General features: G+C 37.8%; 19 protein-coding genes and 1 tRNA gene. 7 read left to right on the top strand and 13 right to left on the bottom strand.

The window, feature by feature from the left end:
• Positions 1-38: 38 nt before the first annotated feature.
• From INP94_RS07345 to INP94_RS07360, 4 genes are all read right to left on the bottom strand, one after another.
• Complete coding sequence (locus tag INP94_RS07345; RefSeq protein WP_197543169.1) at positions 39-1,799, bottom strand: ABC transporter ATP-binding protein/permease; 1,761 nt, start codon at positions 1,797-1,799, stop codon at positions 39-41.
• A gap of 65 nt (positions 1,800-1,864) precedes the next feature.
• The gene (locus tag INP94_RS07350) at positions 1,865-4,108 is read right to left on the bottom strand and encodes a TonB-dependent siderophore receptor (protein ID WP_197543170.1); all 2,244 of its coding nucleotides are present in this window, start codon (positions 4,106-4,108) and stop codon (positions 1,865-1,867) included.
• 641 nt (positions 4,109-4,749) lie between these two features.
• The gene (locus tag INP94_RS07355) at positions 4,750-5,772 is read right to left on the bottom strand and encodes a hypothetical protein (protein WP_197543171.1); all 1,023 of its coding nucleotides are present in this window, start codon (positions 5,770-5,772) and stop codon (positions 4,750-4,752) included.
• A gap of 575 nt (positions 5,773-6,347) precedes the next feature.
• Positions 6,348-6,424: transfer RNA gene (locus INP94_RS07360), tRNA-Val, on the bottom strand.
• 228 nt (positions 6,425-6,652) lie between these two features.
• Between INP94_RS07360 and pyk the strand changes: the two genes are divergently transcribed.
• The 4 genes from pyk (at position 6,653) to pgi (ending at position 12,456) form a co-directional block, all read left to right on the top strand.
• A complete protein-coding gene (pyk, locus tag INP94_RS07365) occupies positions 6,653-8,089 on the top strand; it encodes a pyruvate kinase (protein WP_032804099.1) in 1,437 nt (478 codons plus the stop codon).
• A 148-nt stretch (positions 8,090-8,237) separates the two neighbouring features.
• Positions 8,238-9,644, top strand: coding sequence for a replicative DNA helicase (locus INP94_RS07370; protein ID WP_197543172.1), 1,407 nt, complete (start codon positions 8,238-8,240; stop codon positions 9,642-9,644).
• Positions 9,645-9,667: 23 nt separating this feature from the next.
• Positions 9,668-10,750, top strand: a complete 1,083-nt coding sequence (gene alr / locus INP94_RS07375; RefSeq protein ID WP_197543173.1) for an alanine racemase — start codon at positions 9,668-9,670, stop codon at positions 10,748-10,750.
• Positions 10,751-10,806: 56 nt separating this feature from the next.
• The gene (gene pgi / locus INP94_RS07380) at positions 10,807-12,456 is read left to right on the top strand and encodes a glucose-6-phosphate isomerase (protein WP_197543174.1); all 1,650 of its coding nucleotides are present in this window, start codon (positions 10,807-10,809) and stop codon (positions 12,454-12,456) included.
• A 52-nt stretch (positions 12,457-12,508) separates the two neighbouring features.
• On the opposite strand, the gene INP94_RS07385 is transcribed toward pgi, so the two are convergent.
• From INP94_RS07385 to INP94_RS07420, 8 genes are all read right to left on the bottom strand, one after another.
• Positions 12,509-13,681: an MFS transporter gene (locus tag INP94_RS07385; protein ID WP_197543175.1), complete on the bottom strand. Its 1,173-nt coding sequence runs from the start codon at positions 13,679-13,681 to the stop codon at positions 12,509-12,511.
• 72 nt (positions 13,682-13,753) lie between these two features.
• Positions 13,754-14,371 carry a fused DSP-PTPase phosphatase/NAD kinase-like protein gene (locus tag INP94_RS07390; RefSeq protein WP_197543176.1) on the bottom strand — a complete coding sequence of 206 codons (618 nt, stop codon included), beginning with the start codon at positions 14,369-14,371 and terminating at the stop codon, positions 13,754-13,756.
• A gap of 9 nt (positions 14,372-14,380) precedes the next feature.
• Positions 14,381-15,835, bottom strand: a complete 1,455-nt coding sequence (locus INP94_RS07395) for a glycoside hydrolase family 32 protein (RefSeq protein WP_197543177.1) — start codon at positions 15,833-15,835, stop codon at positions 14,381-14,383.
• Between the two features lie 9 nt (positions 15,836-15,844).
• On the bottom strand, positions 15,845-16,456 hold the full coding sequence (locus INP94_RS07400; RefSeq protein ID WP_197543178.1) for a glutathione S-transferase N-terminal domain-containing protein: 612 nt from the start codon (positions 16,454-16,456) through the stop codon (positions 15,845-15,847).
• A 58-nt stretch (positions 16,457-16,514) separates the two neighbouring features.
• Entirely contained in the window at positions 16,515-17,441 is a 927-nt protein-coding gene (gene cscK, locus INP94_RS07405) for a fructokinase (RefSeq protein WP_197543179.1), read from the bottom strand.
• A 75-nt stretch (positions 17,442-17,516) separates the two neighbouring features.
• Positions 17,517-18,704 (bottom strand): tyrosine--tRNA ligase, encoded by a 1,188-nt coding sequence (gene tyrS, locus INP94_RS07410; protein ID WP_178164963.1) that lies wholly within the window; start codon positions 18,702-18,704, stop codon positions 17,517-17,519.
• A gap of 208 nt (positions 18,705-18,912) precedes the next feature.
• Entirely contained in the window at positions 18,913-19,629 is a 717-nt protein-coding gene (gene sfsA, locus INP94_RS07415) for a DNA/RNA nuclease SfsA (protein WP_070592204.1), read from the bottom strand.
• A gap of 91 nt (positions 19,630-19,720) precedes the next feature.
• Positions 19,721-20,467, bottom strand: coding sequence for an SIMPL domain-containing protein (locus tag INP94_RS07420; protein ID WP_070592203.1), 747 nt, complete (start codon positions 20,465-20,467; stop codon positions 19,721-19,723).
• Between the two features lie 228 nt (positions 20,468-20,695).
• Between INP94_RS07420 and INP94_RS07425 the strand changes: the two genes are divergently transcribed.
• Entirely contained in the window at positions 20,696-21,037 is a 342-nt protein-coding gene (locus INP94_RS07425; protein WP_197543180.1) for a hypothetical protein, read from the top strand.
• A gap of 121 nt (positions 21,038-21,158) precedes the next feature.
• Positions 21,159-21,452 (top strand): Imm40 family immunity protein, encoded by a 294-nt coding sequence (gene imm40, locus INP94_RS07430; protein ID WP_197543181.1) that lies wholly within the window; start codon positions 21,159-21,161, stop codon positions 21,450-21,452.
• 207 nt (positions 21,453-21,659) lie between these two features.
• Here the strand turns inward: imm40 and INP94_RS07435 are convergent, their stop codons facing one another.
• Positions 21,660-23,051 carry a DegQ family serine endoprotease gene (locus tag INP94_RS07435; protein ID WP_049373251.1) on the bottom strand — a complete coding sequence of 464 codons (1,392 nt, stop codon included), beginning with the start codon at positions 23,049-23,051 and terminating at the stop codon, positions 21,660-21,662.
• Positions 23,052-23,465: 414 nt separating this feature from the next.
• On the opposite strand from INP94_RS07435, the gene aroG reads away from it, so the two are divergent.
• Positions 23,466-24,557 carry a 3-deoxy-7-phosphoheptulonate synthase AroG gene (gene aroG / locus INP94_RS07440; RefSeq protein WP_197543182.1) on the top strand — a complete coding sequence of 364 codons (1,092 nt, stop codon included), beginning with the start codon at positions 23,466-23,468 and terminating at the stop codon, positions 24,555-24,557.
• The last annotated feature ends 68 nt before the right edge of the window (positions 24,558-24,625 follow it).

The raw sequence follows: 24,625 nt of genomic DNA on the forward strand, positions 1-24,625 counted from the left end.
AAAAGAAAAGGCTAAATATAAATTTAGCCTTTTATTATTTAGACGATGCAGACTGTCAAATCTAGTTGCTTATTATGGAACTGATGCAATGTGCCACGATGACCCACGCTCAGAATGATCATATTGGGTAACCGCTCTTTAATTGTTTTATAAAGGAGGTACTCGGTTGGCTCATCAAGTGCTGATGTGGTTTCATCTAAAAAGACCACTTCAGGTTTTGTCAGTAAAATCCGAATAAATGCCACACGCTGTAATTCACCTGGCGACAAAATCGCTTGCCAATCATTATCTACATCAAGACTATGGAGATATTTATCCAAACAACAATCTGCCAATGTTTTTTCTAATTCAGGATGATAAGGATCGATATCCGGGTAGCAAATTGCTTCACGTAACGTACCTTGTGGCATATAAGGGCGTTGCGGTAGGAACAAACTGGTTACGCAAGGATGTTCTACTAGACCAACGGTTTCAAAAGGATAAATTCCCGCCATCGCTTTTAATAGAGAGGTTTTCCCTGCGCCAGATGGACCTTGAATTAATAAAGCATCACCATTTTTTAACTCAATATTTAAGTTATTAAGCAACAATCTGCCTTGGTCATCTTTAATACCAAAATTTGATAACGCTACACGGTTAGAACATTTCATGGGTTGATGAACCTCTAAATGATCTAATTCATCCAATTTAGTCATAAAACCATAAAGACGATTTAAGCGCGCTTGGTAGAGCGTAAATTCTTCATAGAACAAACGGAAGAAAGAAAGTGCTGTCATTAATCGGTTAAATGCTTGCACAGTTTGGTGCATATCGCCCAGTTTGATTTGTCCAGTGAAAAAACGAGGGGCTTGCAGCATTAACGGCAAGAGTTTTGCAACACGCGTGACACTTCCATTAAAGCCGTCTAATCCCAGCATTCTCAATACAATTGCCCAACGGTTATGAATGATTTGAGCAAATTTGTTTTTCAATAAATGTTGTTCTTGCAATTCACCTTGATAGAACGCGATACTTTCCGCATTATCTCGCACTCGAATCAAAGAATAACGATAGTCACCATTGAGTTTTTCTTTATTGAAATTTAACTTGATTAAAGGATGACCAATCCAAACAGACATTAATGTTGCGAGGATAATAAAGGCGTAAATAAAGAAGACAACGCCTTTTTCGATATTCAATCCGAAAAGACTTAACACGCCAGAAAGAGACCAAAGGATGATGGTAAATTCAATGGTGGTCAGTACAGAATTAATCATGCCTCTTACAATAGTGACAGTGCTACTGATGAATTCACGCGCATCTTGTTCAATACGTTGATCAATATTATCGGGTAGCTCTTTTTCATATTTGAGGCGATAGTATTTTTTATTTTCTAACCATCGTTTAACCAGGACTTTATTCAAGCTTTCCAACCAACGGATTTCAAATACTTGTCGTAAGAAATAATCGGCAATGGAGTGGATCACTTGTACCAATACTAAGAGGGCATTTAGTTTTGCAAAGAACCAAAACTTATCCGCATCTAATTCCTGCATTGAGCTATAAAGCCCGTTATAGAAAAAAGAGTTGAGTACGCTGAAGCGCACTTCTAACAAAATCATCGTAAACAACACCAGTAGCATAACGATGATTTTGATGCTGTTACGGCGATTAATCGAAGGGGATGCAATATGCCAAAACTTTTGACCGAATGTGGTGTGTTTGAGTGCCAGTGTCGTCACGCTAAAGCATACAATCACCCAGAAAAGTGCGGTCAAAATCCAGCTTAAACTTGAGTTAAGTTCAGTTTGCCAATTCATTGATTATCCATAAAGTAAAAAACGAAAAAAGGGCGAAATGATTCGCCCTCGTATTGTGCGCTCAATTAAAACTCAACTTTCGTGTTGAAGATAAATTCACGTCCATAACCTAATGCAACAGGGATTAACGTGTTTGTTGCGTTACCAGAGGTAGATGGATAGTAAGTTTTATCTGCTAAGTTTTTACCGTTAAGTTGGAAAGACACTTTCTTGCCAGAGATTTTGGTATCGTAAGCAATAAAGGCATCATATACCACGGCATGAGGTAATTTGTATGCTTTAGTGTAATCACTGTTATAAGCATGCCAAGAACCTAAATAACGAGCACCACCACCAACACGGATGTTACCAAAATCAAATTCACCTACGTTATAAGCTAAGAATAGAGAAGCTTGATGTTTTGGTACACCAGAAAGTTGTTGATTTACCGCATCAGGGTAAAGTTCATTTTCAAGTGATTTTACCTTGGTGTAGGTATAGTTAGCCGCTACGCTTAGACTATCCGTAATTTGACCATTAAGATCGAATTCCACCCCACGAGAACGTTGTTTGCCGACGATATTCAATTGCGCATTTGAACCAGAACCAACAGCCTCAGCTACATTACGTTTGCTGATATTGAATAATGCAAGTGTCGCATTGAAACCTGAGTTTTCGTATTTTGCACCAATTTCAAAAGATTTACCTTGTTCTGGTTTTAAATCTCCGCTAACAGGTGTTGCCACACTCATTTGTGGACGGAAAGACTCAGAGTAGTTTGCAAAGGTCGCAATATGTGGCGTAAATTTATATACGGCACCTAATTGATACAATAATTTACCATCGTGCTGATCGGTATTGCCGGTTTTTGTTAGATTTTGACCTTTTTTACAGTTTGCTGCATTTAAGCAATGACGTCCTGCAAATTGATCAAAGTACTCATAACGTAAACCACCAGTCATGATAAAGTTATCGGTAAAGTAAGCGGTATCTTGAATATAAACACCAACGGTTTTGAGATGGTTATATTGGTAAGCGTTGCCGTTACCGTTTTTATGTTCAGCAACCGGATTGGTATAATTTGGATGATCGATATTGATATCAGAACTCATGATACCTTGGTTATAAATAGGTCCAATATCACGAATATTACGCATAACATCCACACCGGCTACAAAACGGTTGGCAATATCACCAATACCAAATTCACCGACGATATTTAATGTGCCACTATGAACACGTTGATCGCCTTGTTGTTGCTCAATAGCTCGGCGTACATGACGAGCGCTTAATTCTGGAGAGGTAATCTCGCCCTTTTTATTTTTAATAGCAGGGATCGCAACATCTTTAACATTGATATTTGTAATACGTGCTTGGTTATAGAAATATTTATAACGAGCATAGCTATAACCCGCATTTAATTTCCAACCGTCACTCAATTTGTGTTCAATTTTGAAATCAATGTTATCGGTTTTTGCGGTGGTTTCATTATTTGGTTCATCTAAACGACGCGATACAGGAATATCCGGTAATGCATTAGTTGCTGTTAAAAGATTTGTACCACGATCAAATGGCTCAAGAATATCTTTGTGTTCATAAGAAAGAAGCACTTTAGTTTTATCATTTTCCCAAGAAAGAGATGGTGCGTAAGTGGTATTTTTTACTTTGCCAAAATTACGCCAGTAGTCTTTTTCTTGTTTGTCATAGATAAAGCGGTAAGCAAAACCATTTCCTAAACCACCAGTGAAATCTAATTGCGTTCCCCACAGGCTATGATTACCTAAGGTTTCACCAACGACATAACGTGGTGTTTGTTGTGGTTTTTTAGTAATGATATTGACCACGCCACCTGGATCTTGAATACCATAAAGCACAGATGCAGGCCCTTTTAAAACTTCAACGGTTTCAGTTGTCGCGCTAAAGTTTTTAGCTGGGCCAGCTTGTAAACCGTTACGCATAATTGAGTTGTCACGGTTTCCACCAAAACCACGTTTCTGAATAGAGTCAAACATACCACCTAAGGTGTTGGCTTGGCTCACACCACTAACGTTATAAAGTGCATCAATGAGTGATTCAGGTTTACGATCTTCTAGTAGTTTGGTCGAAAGAATATTTACCGTATTTGGCGTGTCGAATACTGGCACTTCAGCTTTTGATACGACAGATGTCCCTGTCGTTTGATAACCATTTTGCTTAATACCCGTATCTTGAACGTTAATTTGCTCAAGCGTCTCGGTGTTTGTATCTACGGCTTGCTCAGTTTCTGCAAACGTAGAAATGGAAAAACTGGTTAAAAGTGCGGTTGAAATAAGGCTTAATTTAAAATTCATAGTCGCTTCCCAATAGATAATAAAAGAGTTGCAAGTATAGCGAAAACGTTTTCGTCGATCAATGCAAATTATTTTCATTTGTTTATGTGGTTTAATCAGAAGAGATTCATTCAAATTAAGCAGGGGGATAAAAAGAAAAAATCCCAAGCTAAAAAGCTTGGGATTGTAATATGGTGCGACTAGCTTGCAGTTGAATTTTGTTGTAAATCAGTTGGATAATATGATTTTGGCGTAATTATGGCGTAGCAATAAAACTCTATTGCAAGCGTTTACTATGTTTTTATCCATTTCAACGGCATCATATCAGTGATTTCGTTTATCACTTTTTGTAATAATCTATTAGTAGTGTTTATAGGTGAATAGTCTATATCAGGAGTCAACAAAAAAGCCGCTTCTTTTAGCTGTAATGTAGCTAATGAGGTTTCTAAAAAAAAACAACATAACTTATCAAAGCTATTTTAGATAAGAACCAATTATCTAGAAAAGAGTTAAGCTATAATGGATAAATAAAGGTATAACGGCTAATTTCTAAAGGTCATAGCATAAGAATACTATCAGAAAGTAATTTCTTGAAATTAGTTGATGAAACCTAATAAAAGGAAACCGCCATACAGGCGGTTTAGAAAATTGAAGTTGTTTTATTATTCCTGAGCATTGTCAATATTAACTTCTTCAACATTTAAAATTGTAGCGTCTTTAATTTTTTCATCAAGGATTTTAGCATTAATACTTAATTTAACAGCTTTTCTGTTCCATTCAGCTTGCATTAACAGTGACTTATTTTGGTTTCCTGTCAAAAATTGATCTTGTACTATTGCTTCAAATTGAGCTCCTGTTTTGATATTCCTTACCTTAACTTTAAATAAGTTAGGATCGCTAGAATTCACCTGCTCTAGTTTATATATTCCATCTAATCGGATTTCAGTAGAGCGACGTCTAGCGTTTTTCATTAGCTCATTAGATGTATCGGTATCAATGACAAGACCATCAATCTCTACTTTCTCTGTTGAAGATAGGGATTTAAAAAGGCTTGTTCTGGCATCGTACGCTTGTCTATCAACATTTTCAAGAACTGGATTTTTCATAATAAGCTTTGCCAGAATTTCAGTTCTTTTAGTTTCTTCCAATGACATAACTTCTAAAGTTTTTAAATTTTCACGGTCAGACTCTTTTTTAATTTCTGACAAACGAACCTCTTTCCTGTTGTCTAGGAAGCGTTTTACTCCTGCTACTGACCCCCAAATTGCAGCACAACCAAGAATGAGAACAATTGCTTCTGTACCTGTCATTTTCCCTATTACTTGTCCTATTTGAACCCATAATCCATCAAAATTTACATCAACTAAAGACGAGCCTTTCTCAATTTTTATCTGTAATTGTAGAGCTTCTTTTTCTTCGTTTGATAAAGCTTTAGTATTAACATCGCCATATTTTACCAATCTATACGTTCGATTGATATAGTTTTGCATATCAACAAAACCTTTCATTACATTTGGCGTTAAACTTTGATCAAATTTATCTCCAATTAATCTTATTCTTAACGGTGGAAGCTTAGTTATGTCTATATTATTTACTATTTTCCCAGTAACTACATAGCTTTCTAATACTTCAAATAGCTCACTTTCTGATGAGATAGTGATTAACTCATCTTTTATATGACTCATGGTTATTCCCTTAGGTTTTAGTTATTTAAAATCAATAGTATCTAGTGTTAGTTCTATAACAAGACTGAATACCCAAAAACTTTACCAAGAACAGAAATATCTTGTAGCCCTACTATTTCGTCAAGGTGTTCTTCGCTGTTATAGTTGCAAATTTCTACTAGCTCATTAGACATATTGTAGAGTAGTTTTATTATCAATAAATCACAGTGGTTTATTGCGTATCTTTTCCGAACTCTAATTATTTTATTGTGCCTAAATCATTCCCAATAGTTGTTCTGTCAGTAATGATAGGTTTCACCGAATTGTTATCATCAATTATACATACGGTATTTTCATACTGAACGCTATGTTTTCGATAGTAACTATTTATATCTCTCATCTTGGTGTAGTTAAACTCAATAAGGCGTAATTTTGGCGTAATTAACAGCAAGAAATATACAAAAATAGCTAAAAGTTGGCAATATTTGAGGCTTGAAATTTTAGTGAATGATTAAGTTGATTATATATAAGTGATTGATTTTTGAAGTGATTTTTAGGAAAGAAAAAGCCAGTAGAAGTTTACTGGCTTTGATAGGTGGTGCGACTAGCTGGACTCGAACCAGTGACCCCCACCATGTCAAGGTGGTGCTCTAACCAACTGAGCTATAGTCGCGTAAAAGATGTGGCAGATGATAAACAGTTTTAAGGATGAAAACAAGAGGATTTGTTTTAAGTTAAATTTAGCTGCTAAAAAAATAACCAAAATCTGATTTAAAAAGTCTCAGTAGTTATTTTGATTTTGTACAGGTTTAAGCGTATAATCCCCAGCGTTTTTTATCTCGGATGAGCCGAAATTTAAAAAAAGCTTTAGTAAATTGTAACCATTTGTGGAGTTTAGATAATGTCTAGAAAATTAAGAAGAACGAAGATTGTATGTACAATGGGTCCAGCAACAGACCGCGATAACAATCTTGAAAAAATTATCGCAGCAGGCGCTAATGTTGTACGTATGAACTTTTCTCACGGTACACCAGATGATCATATTGAGCGTGCTGAGCGTGTTCGTGCGATCGCGAAAAAATTAGGTAAAACCGTGGCAATTTTAGGTGACTTACAAGGTCCTAAAATTCGTGTTTCTACTTTTAAAGACGGCAAAATTTTCTTAAATGTTGGTGATAAATTTATTCTTGATGCGGAATTACCAAAAGGTGAAGGTAATCAAGAAGCCGTTGGTTTAGACTATAAAACACTTCCACAAGATGTTGTGCCAGGCGATATTCTTTTATTAGATGACGGCCGTGTTCAATTAAAAGTACTTTCTACTGAAGGTGCAAAAGTATTTACTGAAGTGACTGTTGGTGGTCCATTATCAAATAATAAAGGGATCAACAAATTAGGTGGTGGTTTATCTGCAGATGCATTAACTGAAAAAGATAAAGCAGATATCATCACAGCTGCACGTATCGGTGTAGATTACTTAGCGGTATCTTTCCCTCGTTCAAGTGCAGATTTAAACTATGCACGTGAGTTAGCAAAACAAGCTGGTTTAGAAGCGAAAATCGTTGCTAAAGTTGAACGTGCTGAAACAGTTGTTGATGAAGCAGCAATGGATGATATCATCCTAGCTTCTGATGTGATCATGGTTGCACGTGGTGACTTAGGTGTTGAAATCGGTGACCCTGAATTAGTTGGCGTACAGAAAAAATTAATTCGTCGTTCACGTCAATTAAACCGTGCGGTAATCACTGCAACTCAAATGATGGAGTCAATGATCAGCAACCCAATGCCAACTCGTGCAGAAGTAATGGACGTGGCAAATGCGGTATTAGATGGTACTGATGCGGTAATGCTTTCAGCAGAAACAGCTGCAGGTCAATATCCAGCTGAAACTGTAGCGACAATGGCTCGCGTATGTTTAGGTGCAGAAAAAATGCCTAGCATCAATGTTTCTCATCACCGTTTAGATCGTGAGTTCAGAGATATTGAAGAATCTGTAGCAATGTCTGCGATGTATGCAGCGAACCACTTAAGCGGTATTGCAGCAATCATTACATTAAGCCACTCTGGTCGTACACCATTATTAATGTCACGTATTAGCTCAGGTTTACCAATCTTTGCACTTTCTCGTGTTCAAGAAACCTTAAACCGTTGCGCATTATACCGCGGTGTAACACCAGTTCATTTTGATGGTGAATCTCGTAGCTCTGCAGGTGCAAAAGCAGCGATTAACCTATTAAAAGAAAAAGGTTATTTAGTTTCAGGTGATCTTGTTTTATTAACACAAGGTGATGAATCAGAAGGTACAACTAACGTTTGTCGTACTTTAACTGTTGAATAATCAATATTCCTGAATGAAAAAGAGCGGTGGATTTTTCCACCGTTTTTTATGTCTAAAATCCTGAAAATATTGACCGCACTTTTTTCTTAAAACCACTTCGTATTTGCGGTATCATAAGCACAGTTTTTTAGTTTAAATTGAAATCCTTATGGCATCACAACGACAAATCCAATCTTCCGATCAGAAAACTGAACAAGTTAGCATCCCACCTCATTCCACTGAAGCAGAACAAGCCGTTCTTGGCGGTATTATGTTGAGTAATCAGCATTGGGATGGCATTGCTGAAAGAGTCATTGCTGAGGATTTTTATACTTTTGCGCATAAAGCGATCTTCCAAACCATGGAAGAATTAATGCGTAACCAAATGCCAATTGATTTAATTACCCTCGATCAAGCGCTTAAAGCCAAAGGTATCAGTGATTCTGTAGGCGGTTTTGCTTATCTCGCTGATCTTTCTAATAATACCCCAAATGCCATTAATATTTTGGCTTATGCCGAAATCGTACGTGAAAAAGCGATTTTGCGTGAGCTTATTGCAGCGGGGAATCGTATTGCAGAAAACAGTTATTCCCCAAAAGGCAAAGACATCAAAATGGTATTGGATGAAGCTGAAAGGGAAGTCTTTGCGATCGCTGAAAAACGGAGTTCTTCAACAGAGGGCCCTCAAAACGTGCTCAGCGTGTTGGAAAGCACTATTGCTCGAATTGAAACCTTAGGTAAGCTTGAAAATCATAACGGTGTGACAGGGGTCACAACGGGCTTTGTTGAGTTAGATAAGAAAACAGCAGGTTTACAGCCTTCCGATCTTATCATTGTGGCAGCACGTCCTTCCATGGGTAAAACCACATTTGCAATGAACCTTTGTGAAAATGCCGCCATGGCAAGTGATAAGCCAGTATTAGTCTTCAGTTTAGAGATGCCGGCTGAACAAATTATGATGCGTATGATTGCCTCTCTCGCTCGCGTGGATCAAACCAAAATTCGTACTGGCCAAAACTTGGAAGAAGCAGAATGGAGCAAAATTGCCAGCGTGTTTGGGATGTTTAAGCAAAAAAACAATCTTTATATTGATGATTCATCGGGGTTAACCCCAACAGAATTGCGTTCTCGCGCACGTCGTGTGTATCGTGAAAATGGTGGTTTAAGCATGATTATGGTGGACTACCTTCAATTAATGCGCGCCCCCGCATTTTCAGATAACCGTACCTTAGAGATTGCTGAGATTTCTCGTTCTTTAAAAGCATTAGCAAAAGAATTGGAAGTCCCGGTTATTGCGCTTTCCCAGCTTAACCGTACTTTAGAACAACGTGCAGATAAACGTCCGGTAAACTCAGACTTGCGTGAATCAGGCTCTATTGAGCAGGATGCTGACTTGATTATGTTTATTTATCGTGACGAAGTGTATAACGAGAATTCTGAAGATAAAGGGGTGGCTGAAATCATTATTGGTAAACAACGTAACGGTCCGATTGGTCGTGTACGTTTAGCATTTAACGGTCAATTCTCACGCTTTGATAACCTTGCCGAACAGCGTGAATACAGAGATGATTATTAGGCAAGATAGAACGGATTAGAAAAATGAACGTAAAACCGGCAACAGCGAAAATCAGTTCGCTTGCCTTAAAACATAATTTACAAGTTATTAAAGAAAAAGCGCCACGTAGCAAAATTATTGCTGTGGTAAAAGCAAACGCATATGGTCACGGTGTGGTATTTGTTTCCTCTGCTTTAGAAAGCATGGTAGATTGCTTTGCCGTAGCGCGTTTAGAAGAGGCGTTATCGTTACGCTCTAATGGTATTATTAAACCGATCTTATTACTAGAAGGATTCTTTGATGAAAAAGACTTACCGATTATTGCGGTAAATAACATTGAAACGGTGGTACATAACCGTGAACAGCTTGAAGCATTAAAACGAGCTGTAGTGCCAAGTCCAATCAAAGCCTGGTTGAAGATTGATACGGGGATGCACCGTTTAGGTGTGTCGCTTGATGAAGTGGATTATTTTTATCAAGAGCTGAAAAAACTCCCTCAAATTCAACCGCACTTAGGTTTTGTGAGTCATTTTAGCCGTGCTGATGAGTTGGATTCTGATTATACTCAAGTTCAGCTTGATCGCTTCCTTCAAGCCACAAAAAATAAAGAGGGCGAGCGAACCATTGCCGCATCGGGCGGGATTCTATTTTGGCCTAAAGCCCATTTAGATTGTATTCGTCCTGGAATTATTATGTACGGCATTTCACCAACGGATACTGTCGGTGCAGAATTTGGTTTAATACCCGTGATGAACTTAACTTCTTCATTGCTTGCGGTGCGAGAACATAAAAAAGGTGAACCTGTTGGCTATGGTGGCATTTGGACCAGTCCGAAAGATACCAAAATTGGTGTTGTCGCTATTGGATACGGTGATGGGTATCCGCGTGATGTGCCAGAAAGTACGCCAGTTTATCTAAATGGTCGTATTGTTCCTATTGTCGGCCGCGTCTCAATGGATATGCTAACGGTAGACTTAGGCGCAGATAGCCAAGATAAAGTCGGTGATGAAGTGATTTTATGGGGTAAGGAATTACCAATTGAAACGGTAGCTAAATACAGTGGTATTTTAAGCTATGAATTGATTACAAAATTAACCCCGCGTGTTATAACAGAATATGTCGATTAATTGTTTTTGCAAGAAAGCAAAAATGTAAAGAATTCAATTTTTAAAAGGAAATATTCATGAAAAACATTAATCCAACCAATACACAAGCGTGGAAAGCGCTTGAAGCTCACCAATCTCAACTGGCTCATACCACGATTGCTGATTTGTTTAAGCAAGAAGAAAATCGTTTTAATGACTATTCTTTAACTTTTGAAAATCAAATCTTAGTAGATTTTTCAAAAAATAAAATTAATCAAGAAACCCTCAAATTACTTCGTCAATTAGCCAAAGAGTCTGCATTAGATGAAGCGATTAATGCCATGTTTACAGGCGAAAAGATTAATCGTACAGAAAATCGAGCAGTATTACATACCGCACTTCGTAACCGTTCAAATACACCTGTCTATGTAGATGGCAAAGATGTGATGCCAGAAGTGAATGCCGTATTAGCGAAAATGAGATCGTTCTGTGATCGTGTGATTTCAGGTGAATGGAAAGGTTATACGGGAAAAGCGATTACTGATGTGGTGAATATTGGTATCGGTGGTTCGGACTTAGGTCCTTACATGGTGACGGAAGCGCTTCGTCCTTATAAAAATCACTTGAATATGCACTTCGTTTCAAACGTAGATGGAACCCATATCGCTGAAACGTTGAAAAAAGTGAATCCTGAAACGACACTTTTCTTAGTGGCTTCTAAAACCTTCACCACCCAAGAAACTATGACCAATGCGAATTCTGCACGCGATTGGTTATTAGCGGCAGCGAAAGATAACAGCGCGGTGGCAAAACACTTCGCCGCACTTTCGACCAATGGTAAAGCCGTAGCAGAATTTGGTATTGATACCAATAATATGTTTGAATTCTGGGATTGGGTTGGTGGCCGTTATTCTTTATGGTCTGCAATCGGTCTTTCTATCGCACTTTCAATCGGCTTTGATAATTTTGAAGCGTTATTAAGTGGTGCGCATGAAATGGATAAACATTTCCGTACCGCGCCATTAGAAAAAAATATCCCTGCCACATTAGCATTAGTCGGTTTATGGAATACCAACTTCCTTGGTGCACAAACTGAAGCGATTTTACCTTATGACCAATATTTACACCGTTTTGCCGCTTATTTCCAACAAGGTAATATGGAATCAAACGGTAAATATGTCGATCGTAATGGCAATGTTATCCGTGATTATCAAACCGGCCCAATTATTTGGGGTGAACCAGGTACAAACGGTCAGCATGCGTTCTACCAATTGATTCACCAAGGTACGATGTTAATCCCTTGTGACTTTATCGCGCCGGCACAAAGTCATAATCCATTAGGTGATCACCACAGCAAATTGTTATCAAACTTCTTTGCGCAAACTGAAGCACTTGCTTTCGGTAAAACCAAAGAAGAAGTTGAAGCAGAGTTTGTGAAAGCCGGTAAATCGTTGGATGAGGTAAAAGACATTGTGCCATTTAAAGTCTTTACAGGTAACAAACCGACCAATTCTATTTTAGTGCAAAAAATTACACCATTTGTTCTTGGCGCATTAATTGCCATGTATGAGCACAAAATTTTTACACAAGGTGTGATTTTCAATATCTTCAGTTTTGACCAATGGGGCGTGGAATTAGGTAAACAATTAGCGAACCGAATTCTTCCTGAATTGGCAGACAAAGAGAACGTTTCAAGCCATGATAGCTCAACCAATGGATTGATTAACCAATTCAAAGCATGGCGATAAGATAATGGAAAGCAAAAGAGCGGTCAAAATTGACCGCTCTTTTTTATTTTAATCAAACTGATTTGACTTTCCACATACAGGCTACGCTGATAATAATTAATGCCACTGCAACATAAAAAACAGAGTTGTAATGCCAAATTTCCGCAATAATACCGGCAATAGGTCCACCAATAATCCAACTACTTTTTGCTGCATTACTGAATAGCGTAGTGGCTGTTCCCATTTGAGTCGGCATTAAATCTTGGAAATACACCATGCCAATGGTAGCAGTAATACCAATAAAAATCGCATTAAGCATTTGTAATCCGATAAGCTGCCACGTTTGCTCAGCGAATAATAAGCTTGAATAGAAGGCGAGCCCTGAAACTAAAGCAATCATCATTAAGCGTTTTTTACTGAAGTATTGGGTGAGATAACCCGCTAATATCATCACGGGGATTTCCAATCCCGCAGCAGTCCCCATTAATGTTCCTGCTAATTCTTTGCCTAAATGTAACTCATTAATCACAAATAATGGCATATTGATGAGATACATACTGTTACAGGTCCAAAGCAATAGGTTAGCGATGAACAAGTAAATCACACTTTTTCTTGGTGGCGTATTGTCTAAAATCTCTTGATTTTTAACCGCACTTTGACGAGGAATTTTCGGCAATAATTTGCTGACGCCAGCACAAAGTAAAAAGGCAGAACCTGCCACCAAATACATATAATCAAAGCCCCAGTTTAACGCAATGAAAAAAGAAAGCGGCGGCCCAACAATCCAAGCCAATGAGATTTGAGTTCTCATAATTGTGGTGAACATCACTGCTTCACGATGGCTACTTTCAGCATATTCTCGTGCTAAAGCAAAAGATTGCGGATTAGCGGATGAACCTAACCCTAATAGCGTGGTACCGATAATAATCAACACATAATAATTTCGGCTATAAGCAAAAATGAGACAGCCAAGCACGGCAATCAAACAGCACACAATCATCACTTTGCGGCGGTCATCTTGCTTATCAGAATATTTTGCCAGAATTTGGCTCAAGATGATGCCAATAATGGCATTGACAGAATAGAACAAGCCCACAAAAAAAGGTGAAACTTGAATCTCTTGAGAGAGATACAAACTCAAAGTCGGCGTCTGGAACGCAGAAGCAATCCCCGTTAAAAAGGCAATCAATAGAAAATTGAACGCCACAATATTGGATGGTGTTGAGTTTTGTTGTTGAACAAACATAGTCATTAATTTTAATAAAAGAGCGAAGTTGGAAATAAAAGTGCGGTTAATTTTAACCGCACTTTCATGTTTCTATTTTGTTGTGTTAGAACGTTTATCTAATTCAGATTTGATTTTAGCCATATTTTCTTGCGTGAAGAAATTATCAATATTTTTCCAAACAGAATGATAGCCGTAAGGGCCATGTTGCATTTCACGTTTGGCTTCATTGAGATCCCAATTTTGATAAATCACACGGTAGCTTGCGACAATTAAGCCTGTTCTGTCAGCTCCATGATAGCAATGCACTAAAACCGCACCATTTTTTTGATGTTGTTTAATTTGCCACAAAATATCAGCTACTTCATCTGGGCTGATTGACCAAGTAAGTAATGGGGTATTAATCAAATTGATCTTAGTATGACCAAATGCTTGTTTATCATCATTACGGTCAAAAAAGCGTAAATTCACAATAGTGTGAATATTCAATTTATTTAATAACGCTTCAGATTGGGCTTCTAATTGCTCACTACGATAAAATTTATTATCAATCTGATATAAATTTTCCTGTTCGCTGATTAGAGTAGCCCAATGTTCAGTATTTTTTGGCGGTTCACTTGTTGCCGTCGTACAGGCGACTAATGAAGAAGCTGTTAAAGCAAAAAGGACATTTTTGCTTATCTTGTATAAATTGAAATGAGTTTCTTGCATAAAAATCTTTTAAATATATTGAATCGTCGGTAAATAACCGATCGTTAAATCTAACGGGCGATTACAGGCTATTGTATTCTCTCTGTTCTCGATGAAAAATCTTGATGTCATCGCTTTTTCACCGTGATTAATGAAAATTTCAATAATTGAGCGATCAAAGAAAATTTCGATAGTTTGCAAATTTTCAATTTCACAGAAACGTTTGCTATCGAATTTCTCCATTAATTCGGTTTGTTCGCTTTGACTGCGATCTAAGCAAATCAAGCCATTTTCATAAGATAGACGCAGTGACTGTCCTTTTTCATTTTGGAAGAAGGTTAAGCCAAAGGCTTGGTTATTTGCCTCAAATTTAAGATACGCACGATCTAAATTAGCAATATCCGCTTTTTCATTAATATGAAGCGCAGAAAGTTCGGTCAGATTTTTGTATATTTTATCAATCGGGCGTTGATAAATTTTCGAAGTTTCTAAACGCAATTCTCTTGGTAAGGTTAAAGCTGAGTGCCATTTAAATTTGTCTGTTGGATAAGTTAAATCTGGCAAACCAATCCAACCGAAAAGCACTGCGTGGGTCTGATTATCTAAGCCTGCAAATGTTTGTGGAGCATAGAAATCAAAGCCTTGATCCAACTCACTAATATATTCTGCTTCGAAGGTTAAATCCGTTAATTTACCCACAGCATAAGTCGCATGGTAATTATTTTGGTATTGATGCGCTTCCCGATCTTTACCTTGTGGCGACCAAATAAAGACATCTTTATCACCGAGCTTCAATAGGTCAGGGCATTCCCACATAAACACGTTTGTATTGTCAAAAGCAGGTAAGGAAAGCTCGCCTAATAAACGAGGCGTACCTTCAAGATTGTCCATTTCAAAAATAATGGCTGTTCCCGTGAGGTTTTCTCGCTGTGCACCACAGATAAAACGGATTTTGCCGTCTTTAGTTAAATACGGTTTCGGATCGCGAACATGCTCTGTATAACCTTCTGGCGCATTTTCAATTAACGGACGTTTGCTAAGCAACTTCCCGTTAAGATCGAAAATCGCTAAATTTTGATAAGGCACGCGTTGATTATCACTTGGACGACGAGTATTGCCAGTGTAGAACATGGCCAATTTATCACCGACTTTCAAAGCACCACCAGAATAGCATCCATGAGATTCAAAAAGTTCGCAAGGAATCAGATCATCTGCTGATTGATAATGTTGAAAGTCTTTCGTAATTAAATGCTTCCAATGTTTCATCCCGTGAATTGCATCGAATGGAAACCATTGGTAGAACAGATGATATTTCTCTCCATTGAAGATCAAACCATTCGGATCATTCATTAAGCCAGTTGGTGGGGCAATATGAAAGTGCGGTCGGAAATCCTTGTCTTTTTGCACAGTTTGAGCAATTTCCGCAAGTTCACCTTTTTCTGCGGCTAGAATACTTTTGTATTTGCCATTATTGAAAATAATCATAATTTAATCTTATTTTGGTAAGGTATTTTTTAAGCAATCATAGCGTTGATTCATTGCTTCAGCCCATGTTTTTAATGATTTGATGGTTGCATGTTGTGAAGCATGAGTCCAAGCATCGCGAAATAATAGAAAATCAATTGCACACACGGCATTCAATGTACCGATATTTAATTCTTCACCAAAACTATCAATGGCTTTTTTGAGCTCGATTAAGCTTCGCTCAGTGCGGTCAAAAATTTGCTGATGACGTTCAAGCCACCATTGCTCTTGTGGACGAAGGCATTTTTCAGGTGCTACGGATATTTCATTCTCTAAAATACCATCTGCTAAATAATGTAAACGGAGAATTTCCCAACGAGTCTCGCTGTTTCCATAAAGTGAAGGTTGCGTACCAATGTGATCGAGATATTCTGCAATGAGTGAACTGTTATAAAGCCATTCACCATTTTCTCGTTGTAATGCCGGTAAACGACCAAGAGGATTGTCTAAGTTATGTGGCGAGTTCTTATCTAAACCACTGGTTGCGAGGAGTAATTCAACATGATCTTGTAATTGATGATATTGCACTACAGCACGGGCTTTTCTAGCATAAGGGCTAGAGTTCGAATACCAAAGTTTCATAAATACTTCCTAAATTATTTTCATAAATGAAAGGTGCAGCTATTTGCACCTTTGCACGCTAATTTGCTAAAAATGCGGCTAATTGTGTTTGATTTGGTAAGGCCGACATTGCCCCTTTTGCTGTCGTAGCAAGGGCACCACAAGCATTGGCTTGACGAATAATTTGCACAAGCACATCATTTTCTTTCCAGTTTGGATGCTGTGAAAGTCCAGCAAGCAGACCACCAACGAAGGCATCGCCAGCACCCGTTGTATCAACAGGCTGTAAGGCTTTTCCAGAAATCACATCTTTCTTACCTTCTAAGTGATAGAGTGCACCATCTTTACCTAAAGTCACGATAATCAATTTTTCAGGGTAAAGTGCGGTCACTTTTTCAAAGGCTTTTTCAAGGCTGTCAGTATTGGTTAAAAGCGTTAATTCTTCTTCAGAGAATTTCAATACGTCAGCTAAGGCAACGGCTTCCATTACCACGGTTTTTATTTCTTCTAAGCTTGACCAAAGAGACTCACGTAAATTAGGGTCGAAAGAGAAGAAACCACCAGCAGCTTTAATACGACGAATAGCTTCGAACGTCGCTTCGCGTGATGGATTATTAATTAGCGCGATAGAGCAGCAATGCAGCCATTCACCTTGTTGGAATGGCGGTAAATCGCTCGCTTGTAAGAACTGGTCCGCACTTGGGTTTACCATAAAGGTAAAGCTGCGTTCGCCATTATCTAAGCCGATGATAACGGTAGAGGTGCGATGCTGCGGATCTAAAATCATATGTTGTGTATTCACATTTTCCGCATTTAAGGTATCTTGCATAAATTGGCCAAGCGGATCATTACCTACACGACCAATAAAGGCACTTGGGCTGCCTAAACGTGCGACACCAACAGCCACATTTGCTGGCGCACCACCGGCACAGCGTAAATAATGATTTTCACCGTCAGGAATAAGATCGACAACCGCATCACCGGTTACCCAGATTTTTTGGCTCATATTATTTTCCTTCTATTGTGGATATCAGTTAAAAAATAACCGCACTTAAAAAGAGCGGTCATTTTCTTAGGTGTTTTATGCGATGGTTACGCGTGCGAATTTACGTTTACCGACTTGGTAAACATTCGTGCCTTTCGGTGCGTTGGCTTTCATGTCTTCGACTTTTTCACCATTGATTTTCACACCTCCTTGTTTCGCTGAGCGAATCGCTTCAGAAGTAGAAGGAACCAGTCCTGCTTCTTTTAACAAGGTCGCTAAACCAATTTCGCCTTCAAAGGTGAATTCAGGCATTTCATCTGGCATTGCACCTTTTTGGAAACGGTTAATAAATTCTTGCTCAGCCGCCTCTGCCGCCGCTTCATTATGGAAACGAGCGATGATTTCTTTGGCTAATAAAATTTTCACGTCACGTGGGTTTTTACCATTTGCCACTTCAGCTTTTAATTCCGCAATTTCAGTGAGTGGACGGAAAGAAAGCAAGTTGTACCAATCCCACATTAATTCATCCGAGATTGACATAATTTTACCGAACATATCGCTTGGTTCATCTGTCACGCCGATGTAATTACCTAATGATTTAGACATTTTCTTCTCACCGTCTAAACCAACAAGTAATGGAAGCGTAATCGCTACTTGTGGTTTTTGACCAGCTGATTTTTGTAATTCACGACCAACAAGTAAGTTGAATTTTTGGTCAGTACCACCAAGTTCTACGTCTGCTTCTAATGCAACAGAGTCATAACCTTGTAATAAAGGATAAATAAATTCGTGAATTGCGATAGGTTGGTTGTTACCAAAACGTTTTTTGAAGTCATCACGTTCTAGCATACGCGCTACAGTATAGTTGCTTGCTAAACGGATCATCCCTTCAGTACCCAATTTACCCAACCATTCAGAGTTGAATACGATTTTTGTTTTTTGAGGGTCTAGAATTTTGTAAATCTGTTCTTTATAGGTTTCCGCATTGCGAAGCACGTCTTCACGGCTAAGCGGTGGGCGAGTGGTGTTTTTACCAGATGGGTCACCGACCATACCCGTGAAATCACCGATTAAGAAATAGACTTCGTGGCCTAATTGTTGGAATTGACGAAGTTTGTTTAATACCACGGTATGCCCTAAGTGAATATCTGGAGCAGTAGGGTCTGCACCAAGTTTAATTTTAAGTGGGCGATTTTCTTTCAGTTTCTCGATTAAATCTGCTTCAGAAAGAATCTCATCAGTACCGCGTTTTAGTTCAGCGAGAACGGTATTAATATCAGTCATTCTATTTCCTAATGTTATTTCAATATTAAAGGCTACATTATAGAGAATATGGCTGAAATGAAAAGATTGAGATGAAAAAAAACGCCTATTTGTGGGGAAATAGGCGTGAAGTTGGAGTGATTATCTGTTTGTTTTTGGAATATTTAGATGATAACCATTCTCAAATACCTTGTCAACAACAAAATGCAAATAATTCTCAATTATTTTTTTAATCGATGTAAGGTACACTTTCTGTGAGAGAAAGTGCGGTCGGAATGCCATCTGAAATGTCAAATTTTCCTGCATAAGCATAAGCTTCTACGCCTTGTGATTTTGCGTCCTTTAAAAGACGATCATATTCAGGATCCACAAACTCAGCGATTTTAAAACGATCGAAGCCATCATGTAATCCAGCAAAGAGAACAACGGCGCGATGTCCTTGTTTTTTCATGGCTAAAAGCTCACGAACATGTTTTTGTCCACGAGTAGTCACCGCATCGGGAAACATGCCTAATGTACCTTTTACAAAGGTGATGGATTTCACTTCAACATAACAATCGGGCAAGCCTTCACCTTTAAGTAAGAAGTCGATACGGCTATTTTCTTCACCATATTTCACTTCAGGATAAATTTCATCATACATAGCCAGTTCTTTGATTTGTTTGTTTTGCAAGGCTTCAAAGACTAACTGGTTGGATCTGTGCGTGTTAATACAAACAAGTTGGTCGTTTGCTAATTGTGTTAATTCCCAACTATGTGGATATTTGCGCGTTTGGCTATCAGAATGAGAGTACCAAACGGTATCACCTTTTTCACCACAGCCAGTCATTGCACCGGTGTTTGCACAATGAATGGTGATCACTTCGCCATTTGGTAATTCAATATCAGTCAAAAAGCGTTTATAGCGACGAATTAATTTCGCGGCTTGTAGGGTAGGGAGTTGCATAGCGTATTCCTTATTAAAAGAAAGTGCGGTCGAATTTTATGACAAAATTGACCGCACTTTGTTCTTATGAATGTTGAGTAAATATTAAAAATTATTCAATGGCATATTCAATAGTGACGACTAAGCGCGCTTTTTTCTCAATAGTGCTTGTGTCGTAGCTACCAGTGTAATCGCTAGAGTCATCCGCATCGGGATTTGGTGCTTGAATGTAGAATGGCCCTTGTGAAGCGGATTTTAATACGCCAACTTTTACGTTACTGGTTTTCGCAAACTCTTCAGCACGAACATGCGCATCTTGGGTGGCTTTTGAAATTAGCTCACGTTTAATTTGTTCAAGATTTTCTAAGTAGTAATTTGGATCACCAAAACTAATATCTTGGTTGTTAGCTACTAATTGGTGAATATTGGTGAGGGCTTTTTGTAACTTAGTCAATTCTTTAGTTGAAATTCGGATTGATCTTGATGCATCAAAGCCATTCTCTCTACTTTTGGTTTCACCTTTTTCATTCTCATAATAGTCAGTATGAGTAGATACATCTAATTCGGTGATTTCTCGATTTTCATCAGTGAAACCTTGTGCTTTAAGGAAACGAACGGCTTCATTTAAGTTTTTCTGATTCGCTGCCATTGCGTCATTATAAGTTGCGCCCCAACCTGTTACGCGGATAACCCATGTACCTTGTGTTGAGGTATAGTGGCTTTCAGCCAATCCTTTTACTGAAATAGAGCCGGTTTGGCGTAAATTTTTAAATTGACTACCTAGGATAAACGCTGAAGCCATCAATCCGACGGCAAGAATAATGCCAAAAATAGCGAGATAAGATTTTTTACTGTTCATATAATGTCCATGATGTGGAATAAAAGAGCAGTTATTATAATCTAAATTTTAGAGATGTAGATATACAAAATATCTTGATAAGATTAATTTTATGAAAGTTAATGATTCGCTCTAGGTTATTAATGTAGTATATGCTTTTAGATTGTTATAAAGGTATAAGAGGTAAGTTTCATTGAGTTGAAACTTCAAATAATTTTTGGTCATTCTATCAGTATGGAAAGGTGTATTATGAAAATCAAGGTGATTTTATTGGGTGTGATGGGGTTGTTGCTATCACACATTGTGCTAGCTAATCATGAAATTAAATTTGATGATATTTGGAATTTTAAAATTTCCGTTACTGAAATGAAAGGGAATAGAAAAATTCACTTAACTGGTTTGTTAGGAAATAGTGCGATGGGCATATCAGATAGTAAAATAACAATTCATAATGATGAATTAAATATTATTTTGTTTGAGGAGTTAGCACAAGGTGAGTATTCAGGTAATTTGAATAAAGAAATTATCATTGAGAAACCTATTAATAAAATTACTTTTGGTTCTAATAATAAAATCGTATGGCAAGATTAAGCTCGTTTCTCACTTTTACACCATTATGAAAAATGATGGAATAGTGGGCTACTTTTGACTTTTTTACTCTACAAAGAAAACTTATGTTTAACGACGAAAAAGGAATAAAGTATATATAATTATGAATGAATTGATTGATATTTACATAAATAATGGATTCAGCTTGTTTAAGCAGGAAGAAAGTACAGTTATCATCTCCACAAAATTATCAATGAGAGTTTTAGATATTCTGGAAGGTTTAAATGTTCTTGTTCTAGGTGGTGATATATATCGAAAATCAGGTGATGATTTTGAACATACATATGATAATTGGTATTACGCCGGTAATGTCCATAGTGAAAGTCTTGAGGTTGCTAGACAATATTTAGATAATCTAAAAGAGCAAGAATTATATGTATCTTTTGTTTTTAAATAGATTTGATATAAAAGTGTGGCGTTTTCTCAATATATTTAATTAATGTTGCGATCATAATTAATACTAAATAATAGTTTTCAATTTTTTACTTTACTAAGATCTAATTATGAACGGTATCACTTTAAGTATCTTTTCCAATTGAAGGCTAATTTACCTTGAAGTCAGTTCTCTAAAAAAGAGCGGTCAAATTGACCGCTCTTTTTTATTTTATTGCACTAATAAGTAGAAGTTGTTTTTACCACGTAAGATATTGAGTGCAACAGCAGATGGTTTTTCATCTAGCGCTTTGCGTAAGTCTTGCGTGCTTTCAATTGGCTGACGGTTGATGCCGATGATGATATCACCTGATTTTAAACCGCGTTGTGCTGCCATTGAATTTGGCTGTACTTTACTAATTTCTACACCTTTAACACCTTTTGCATCGTAGTTGTTTAAGGTTGCACCATCTAGTGCAGGAAGTTCTGTTTTACTTGCTGTTTGAGAGCCATCGTCTGCTTGTAAGGTCACTTTTACGTTGTCAGTTTTGCCATCACGTAAGTAAGTGAGCTCAATTTCTTTACCTGCACCAGAAGTCGCGATTTTGGCACGCATTTCGGCGAAGCTTGAAATTTTCTGACCATTCATTGCAGTGATCACATCACCCGCTTTCAAGCCAGCTTTTTCGGCAGCAGAATTTGGAATGACTTCACTCACAAATGCACCTTGTTGTGCACTAACATTAAAGGCTTTTGCTAAATCGGCATTTAATTCGCCACCTTTAATACCGAGTAAACCACGACGTACTTCACCAAATTCTAAGATTTGTTGCACAAGGTTGTTGGCTTGGTTGCTTGGAATTGCAAAGGCAATCCCGGCGTTCCCACCACTTGGAGAAATAATCGCGGTATTAATACCAATTAATTCACCTTGTAAGTTCAATAATGCGCCACCAGAGTTACCACGGTTTACCGCCGCATCAGTTTGGATATAGTTTTCATATGCACCGCTATCTGAACCAGTAGAACGACCAAGTGCTGAAACAATACCTGATGTCACGGTTTGGCCTAAACCGAATGGGTTACCAATAGCAACGGTAAAATCACCGACACGTAATTTATCGGAATCAGCCATTTTGATCGCAGTGAGATTTGCTGGTTTTTCGATTTGTACTAAAGCAATATCTGATTGTTCATCTTTTCCAACGAGTTTGGCTTTGAATTCACGTCCGTCTTGTAATTTTACAGTGATTTTATCTGCGCCATCTACCACGTGATTATTAGTTAAAACATAGCCTTTATCTGCATTGATGATGACACCAGAACCTAAACCGCGGAAGTTGCGTGATGCACCACGATCTCCACCAAATTGTTCGCCAAATTGATCACCAAAGAAAAATTTAAATTCTTCTGGAATATCATCAGGTAATGCTGAACGGCTGTTTGCTTTTGCTTTGCCTTCAACAGAAAGGGTCACAACTGCTGCTTGTGCTTTTTCTAACATAGGCGCAAGGCTGCCTTGTTCGACAATTTCATTTGGAATAGCCGCTTGAGCGGATAAAGAGGTTGCAAACACGCTTAAACCTAATGCTATACCGGTTAAAACAAAATTTCTTTTCTTCATAGAGTTCTCCAAGTAAAAATAAATGATTGAATAAGTGTTCAATCAGACAAAAAAATGAGGGGGATGTTCAGTAAAAACAAGGGTATTGAAAAAATATTTTTAAAAAGTGCGATAGATGTTGAAATTGTTCTTTTTGCCCGCATTTATCTAAACCTCTTTGTTAATTTGAAGGATAAAAGAATCATTCTGTTTAAATAGGGCTGGTACAACCTATTTTTACGTCAAAAACCTTGCCAGCCAAGGCGGAAATATAGTTTAATAACGCCCTGTTTTACTGCCTAGGTAGTATAAATTTTACGCAATCACATAATAATTGTGTAAGAATCAAAATGAACTAGTTTACTAGTACAAAAAATAGGTGTAGAGTAACGCCATTAGATTTAAGCACAACATTTAAGATTTAGAGAGTGACATATGGCGACGAAGAAAGAAGAAATCGAAGTAAAAGTTGCAAATGATGATACCCGAATTGAAAAAGTCGATCAGGTATTACCTCCAATTGCCTTATTAGAAAAATTTCCAGCAAGTCAAGAAGCGGCTGATTTAGTTCATGAAACCCGTTTGCATGCGCACAATATTATTCATGGGAAAGATGACCGTTTACTTGTGGTAATTGGTCCTTGTTCTATTCATGATCCTAAAGCCGCATTAGATTACGCAAAACGTTTAAAAGTATTACGTGATAAATATAAAGATACACTTGAAGTGGTGATGCGCGTTTACTTTGAAAAACCGCGTACAACAGTGGGCTGGAAAGGCTTAATTAACGATCCTTATTTAAATGATACATATCGTTTAAATGATGGTTTGCGTATTGCACGTAAATTATTATCCGATATTAACAACTTAGGCGTACCATCAGCAGGTGAGTTCTTAGATATGATCACACCACAATATGTAGCTGATTTCATGAGCTGGGGCGCAATTGGTGCGAGAACAACGGAATCTCAAGTTCATCGTGAATTAGCTTCAGGCTTATCTTGTGCGGTAGGCTTTAAAAATGGCACAAATGGTGGCGTAAAAGTAGCCTTAGATGCAATGGGGGCGGCAGAAGCTTCGCATTACTTCTTATCTGTGACAAAATTTGGTCATTCGGCGATTGTTTCAACAAAAGGAAATGAAGACTGCCACATCATTTTACGTGGTGGGGATAAAGGTCCTAACTATAAAGCAGAAGACGTTGCAAAAGTTTGTGCAGAGATCGAAAAATCAGGTCGTATTCCACATGTCATGGTTGATTTCAGCCATGCAAATAGTAGCAAACAATTCAAAAAACAAATGGAAGTTTGTGAAGATGTTTGCCGACAAATTGCAGGTGGTTCAAAACAGATCTTTGGTGTTATGGTAGAAAGTCATATTGTTGAAGGTCGTCAAGATTTAGTCGATGGTAAAGCGCAGACTTACGGACAAAGTATCACTGATGCTTGCATCGGTTGGGAAGATACAGAAATCGTGTTAAAACAGTTATCTGATGCGGTGTTAGCACGTCGTAAAGTAAATGGCTAATCAGTTTTATTTTAGATGATTATAAGTGCGGTCAATTTTGACCGCACTTTTTTATGCGCTTTGAAAAA

This window comes from Haemophilus parainfluenzae (assembly GCF_014931395.1).
GTDB lineage: Bacteria > Pseudomonadota > Gammaproteobacteria > Enterobacterales > Pasteurellaceae > Haemophilus_D.

Bases quoted from the DNA above. Each gene is read 5' to 3' on its own strand.
- INP94_RS07345 (WP_197543169.1), bottom strand. From the start codon at position 1,799: ATGAATTGGCAAACTGAACTTAACTCAAGTTTAAGCTGGATTTTGACC.
- INP94_RS07350 (WP_197543170.1), bottom strand. From the start codon at position 4,108: ATGAATTTTAAATTAAGCCTTATTTCAACCGCACTTTTAACCAGTTTT.
- INP94_RS07355 (WP_197543171.1), bottom strand. From the start codon at position 5,772: ATGAGTCATATAAAAGATGAGTTAATCACTATCTCATCAGAAAGTGAG.
- pyk (WP_032804099.1), top strand. From the start codon at position 6,653: ATGTCTAGAAAATTAAGAAGAACGAAGATTGTATGTACAATGGGTCCA.
- INP94_RS07370 (WP_197543172.1), top strand. From the start codon at position 8,238: ATGGCATCACAACGACAAATCCAATCTTCCGATCAGAAAACTGAACAA.
- alr (WP_197543173.1), top strand. From the start codon at position 9,668: ATGAACGTAAAACCGGCAACAGCGAAAATCAGTTCGCTTGCCTTAAAA.
- pgi (WP_197543174.1), top strand. From the start codon at position 10,807: ATGAAAAACATTAATCCAACCAATACACAAGCGTGGAAAGCGCTTGAA.
- INP94_RS07385 (WP_197543175.1), bottom strand. From the start codon at position 13,681: ATGTTTGTTCAACAACAAAACTCAACACCATCCAATATTGTGGCGTTC.
- INP94_RS07390 (WP_197543176.1), bottom strand. From the start codon at position 14,371: ATGCAAGAAACTCATTTCAATTTATACAAGATAAGCAAAAATGTCCTT.
- INP94_RS07395 (WP_197543177.1), bottom strand. From the start codon at position 15,835: ATGATTATTTTCAATAATGGCAAATACAAAAGTATTCTAGCCGCAGAA.
- INP94_RS07400 (WP_197543178.1), bottom strand. From the start codon at position 16,456: ATGAAACTTTGGTATTCGAACTCTAGCCCTTATGCTAGAAAAGCCCGT.
- cscK (WP_197543179.1), bottom strand. From the start codon at position 17,441: ATGAGCCAAAAAATCTGGGTAACCGGTGATGCGGTTGTCGATCTTATT.
- tyrS (WP_178164963.1), bottom strand. From the start codon at position 18,704: ATGACTGATATTAATACCGTTCTCGCTGAACTAAAACGCGGTACTGAT.
- sfsA (WP_070592204.1), bottom strand. From the start codon at position 19,629: ATGCAACTCCCTACCCTACAAGCCGCGAAATTAATTCGTCGCTATAAA.
- INP94_RS07420 (WP_070592203.1), bottom strand. From the start codon at position 20,467: ATGAACAGTAAAAAATCTTATCTCGCTATTTTTGGCATTATTCTTGCC.
- INP94_RS07425 (WP_197543180.1), top strand. From the start codon at position 20,696: ATGAAAATCAAGGTGATTTTATTGGGTGTGATGGGGTTGTTGCTATCA.
- imm40 (WP_197543181.1), top strand. From the start codon at position 21,159: ATGAATGAATTGATTGATATTTACATAAATAATGGATTCAGCTTGTTT.
- INP94_RS07435 (WP_049373251.1), bottom strand. From the start codon at position 23,051: ATGAAGAAAAGAAATTTTGTTTTAACCGGTATAGCATTAGGTTTAAGC.
- aroG (WP_197543182.1), top strand. From the start codon at position 23,466: ATGGCGACGAAGAAAGAAGAAATCGAAGTAAAAGTTGCAAATGATGAT.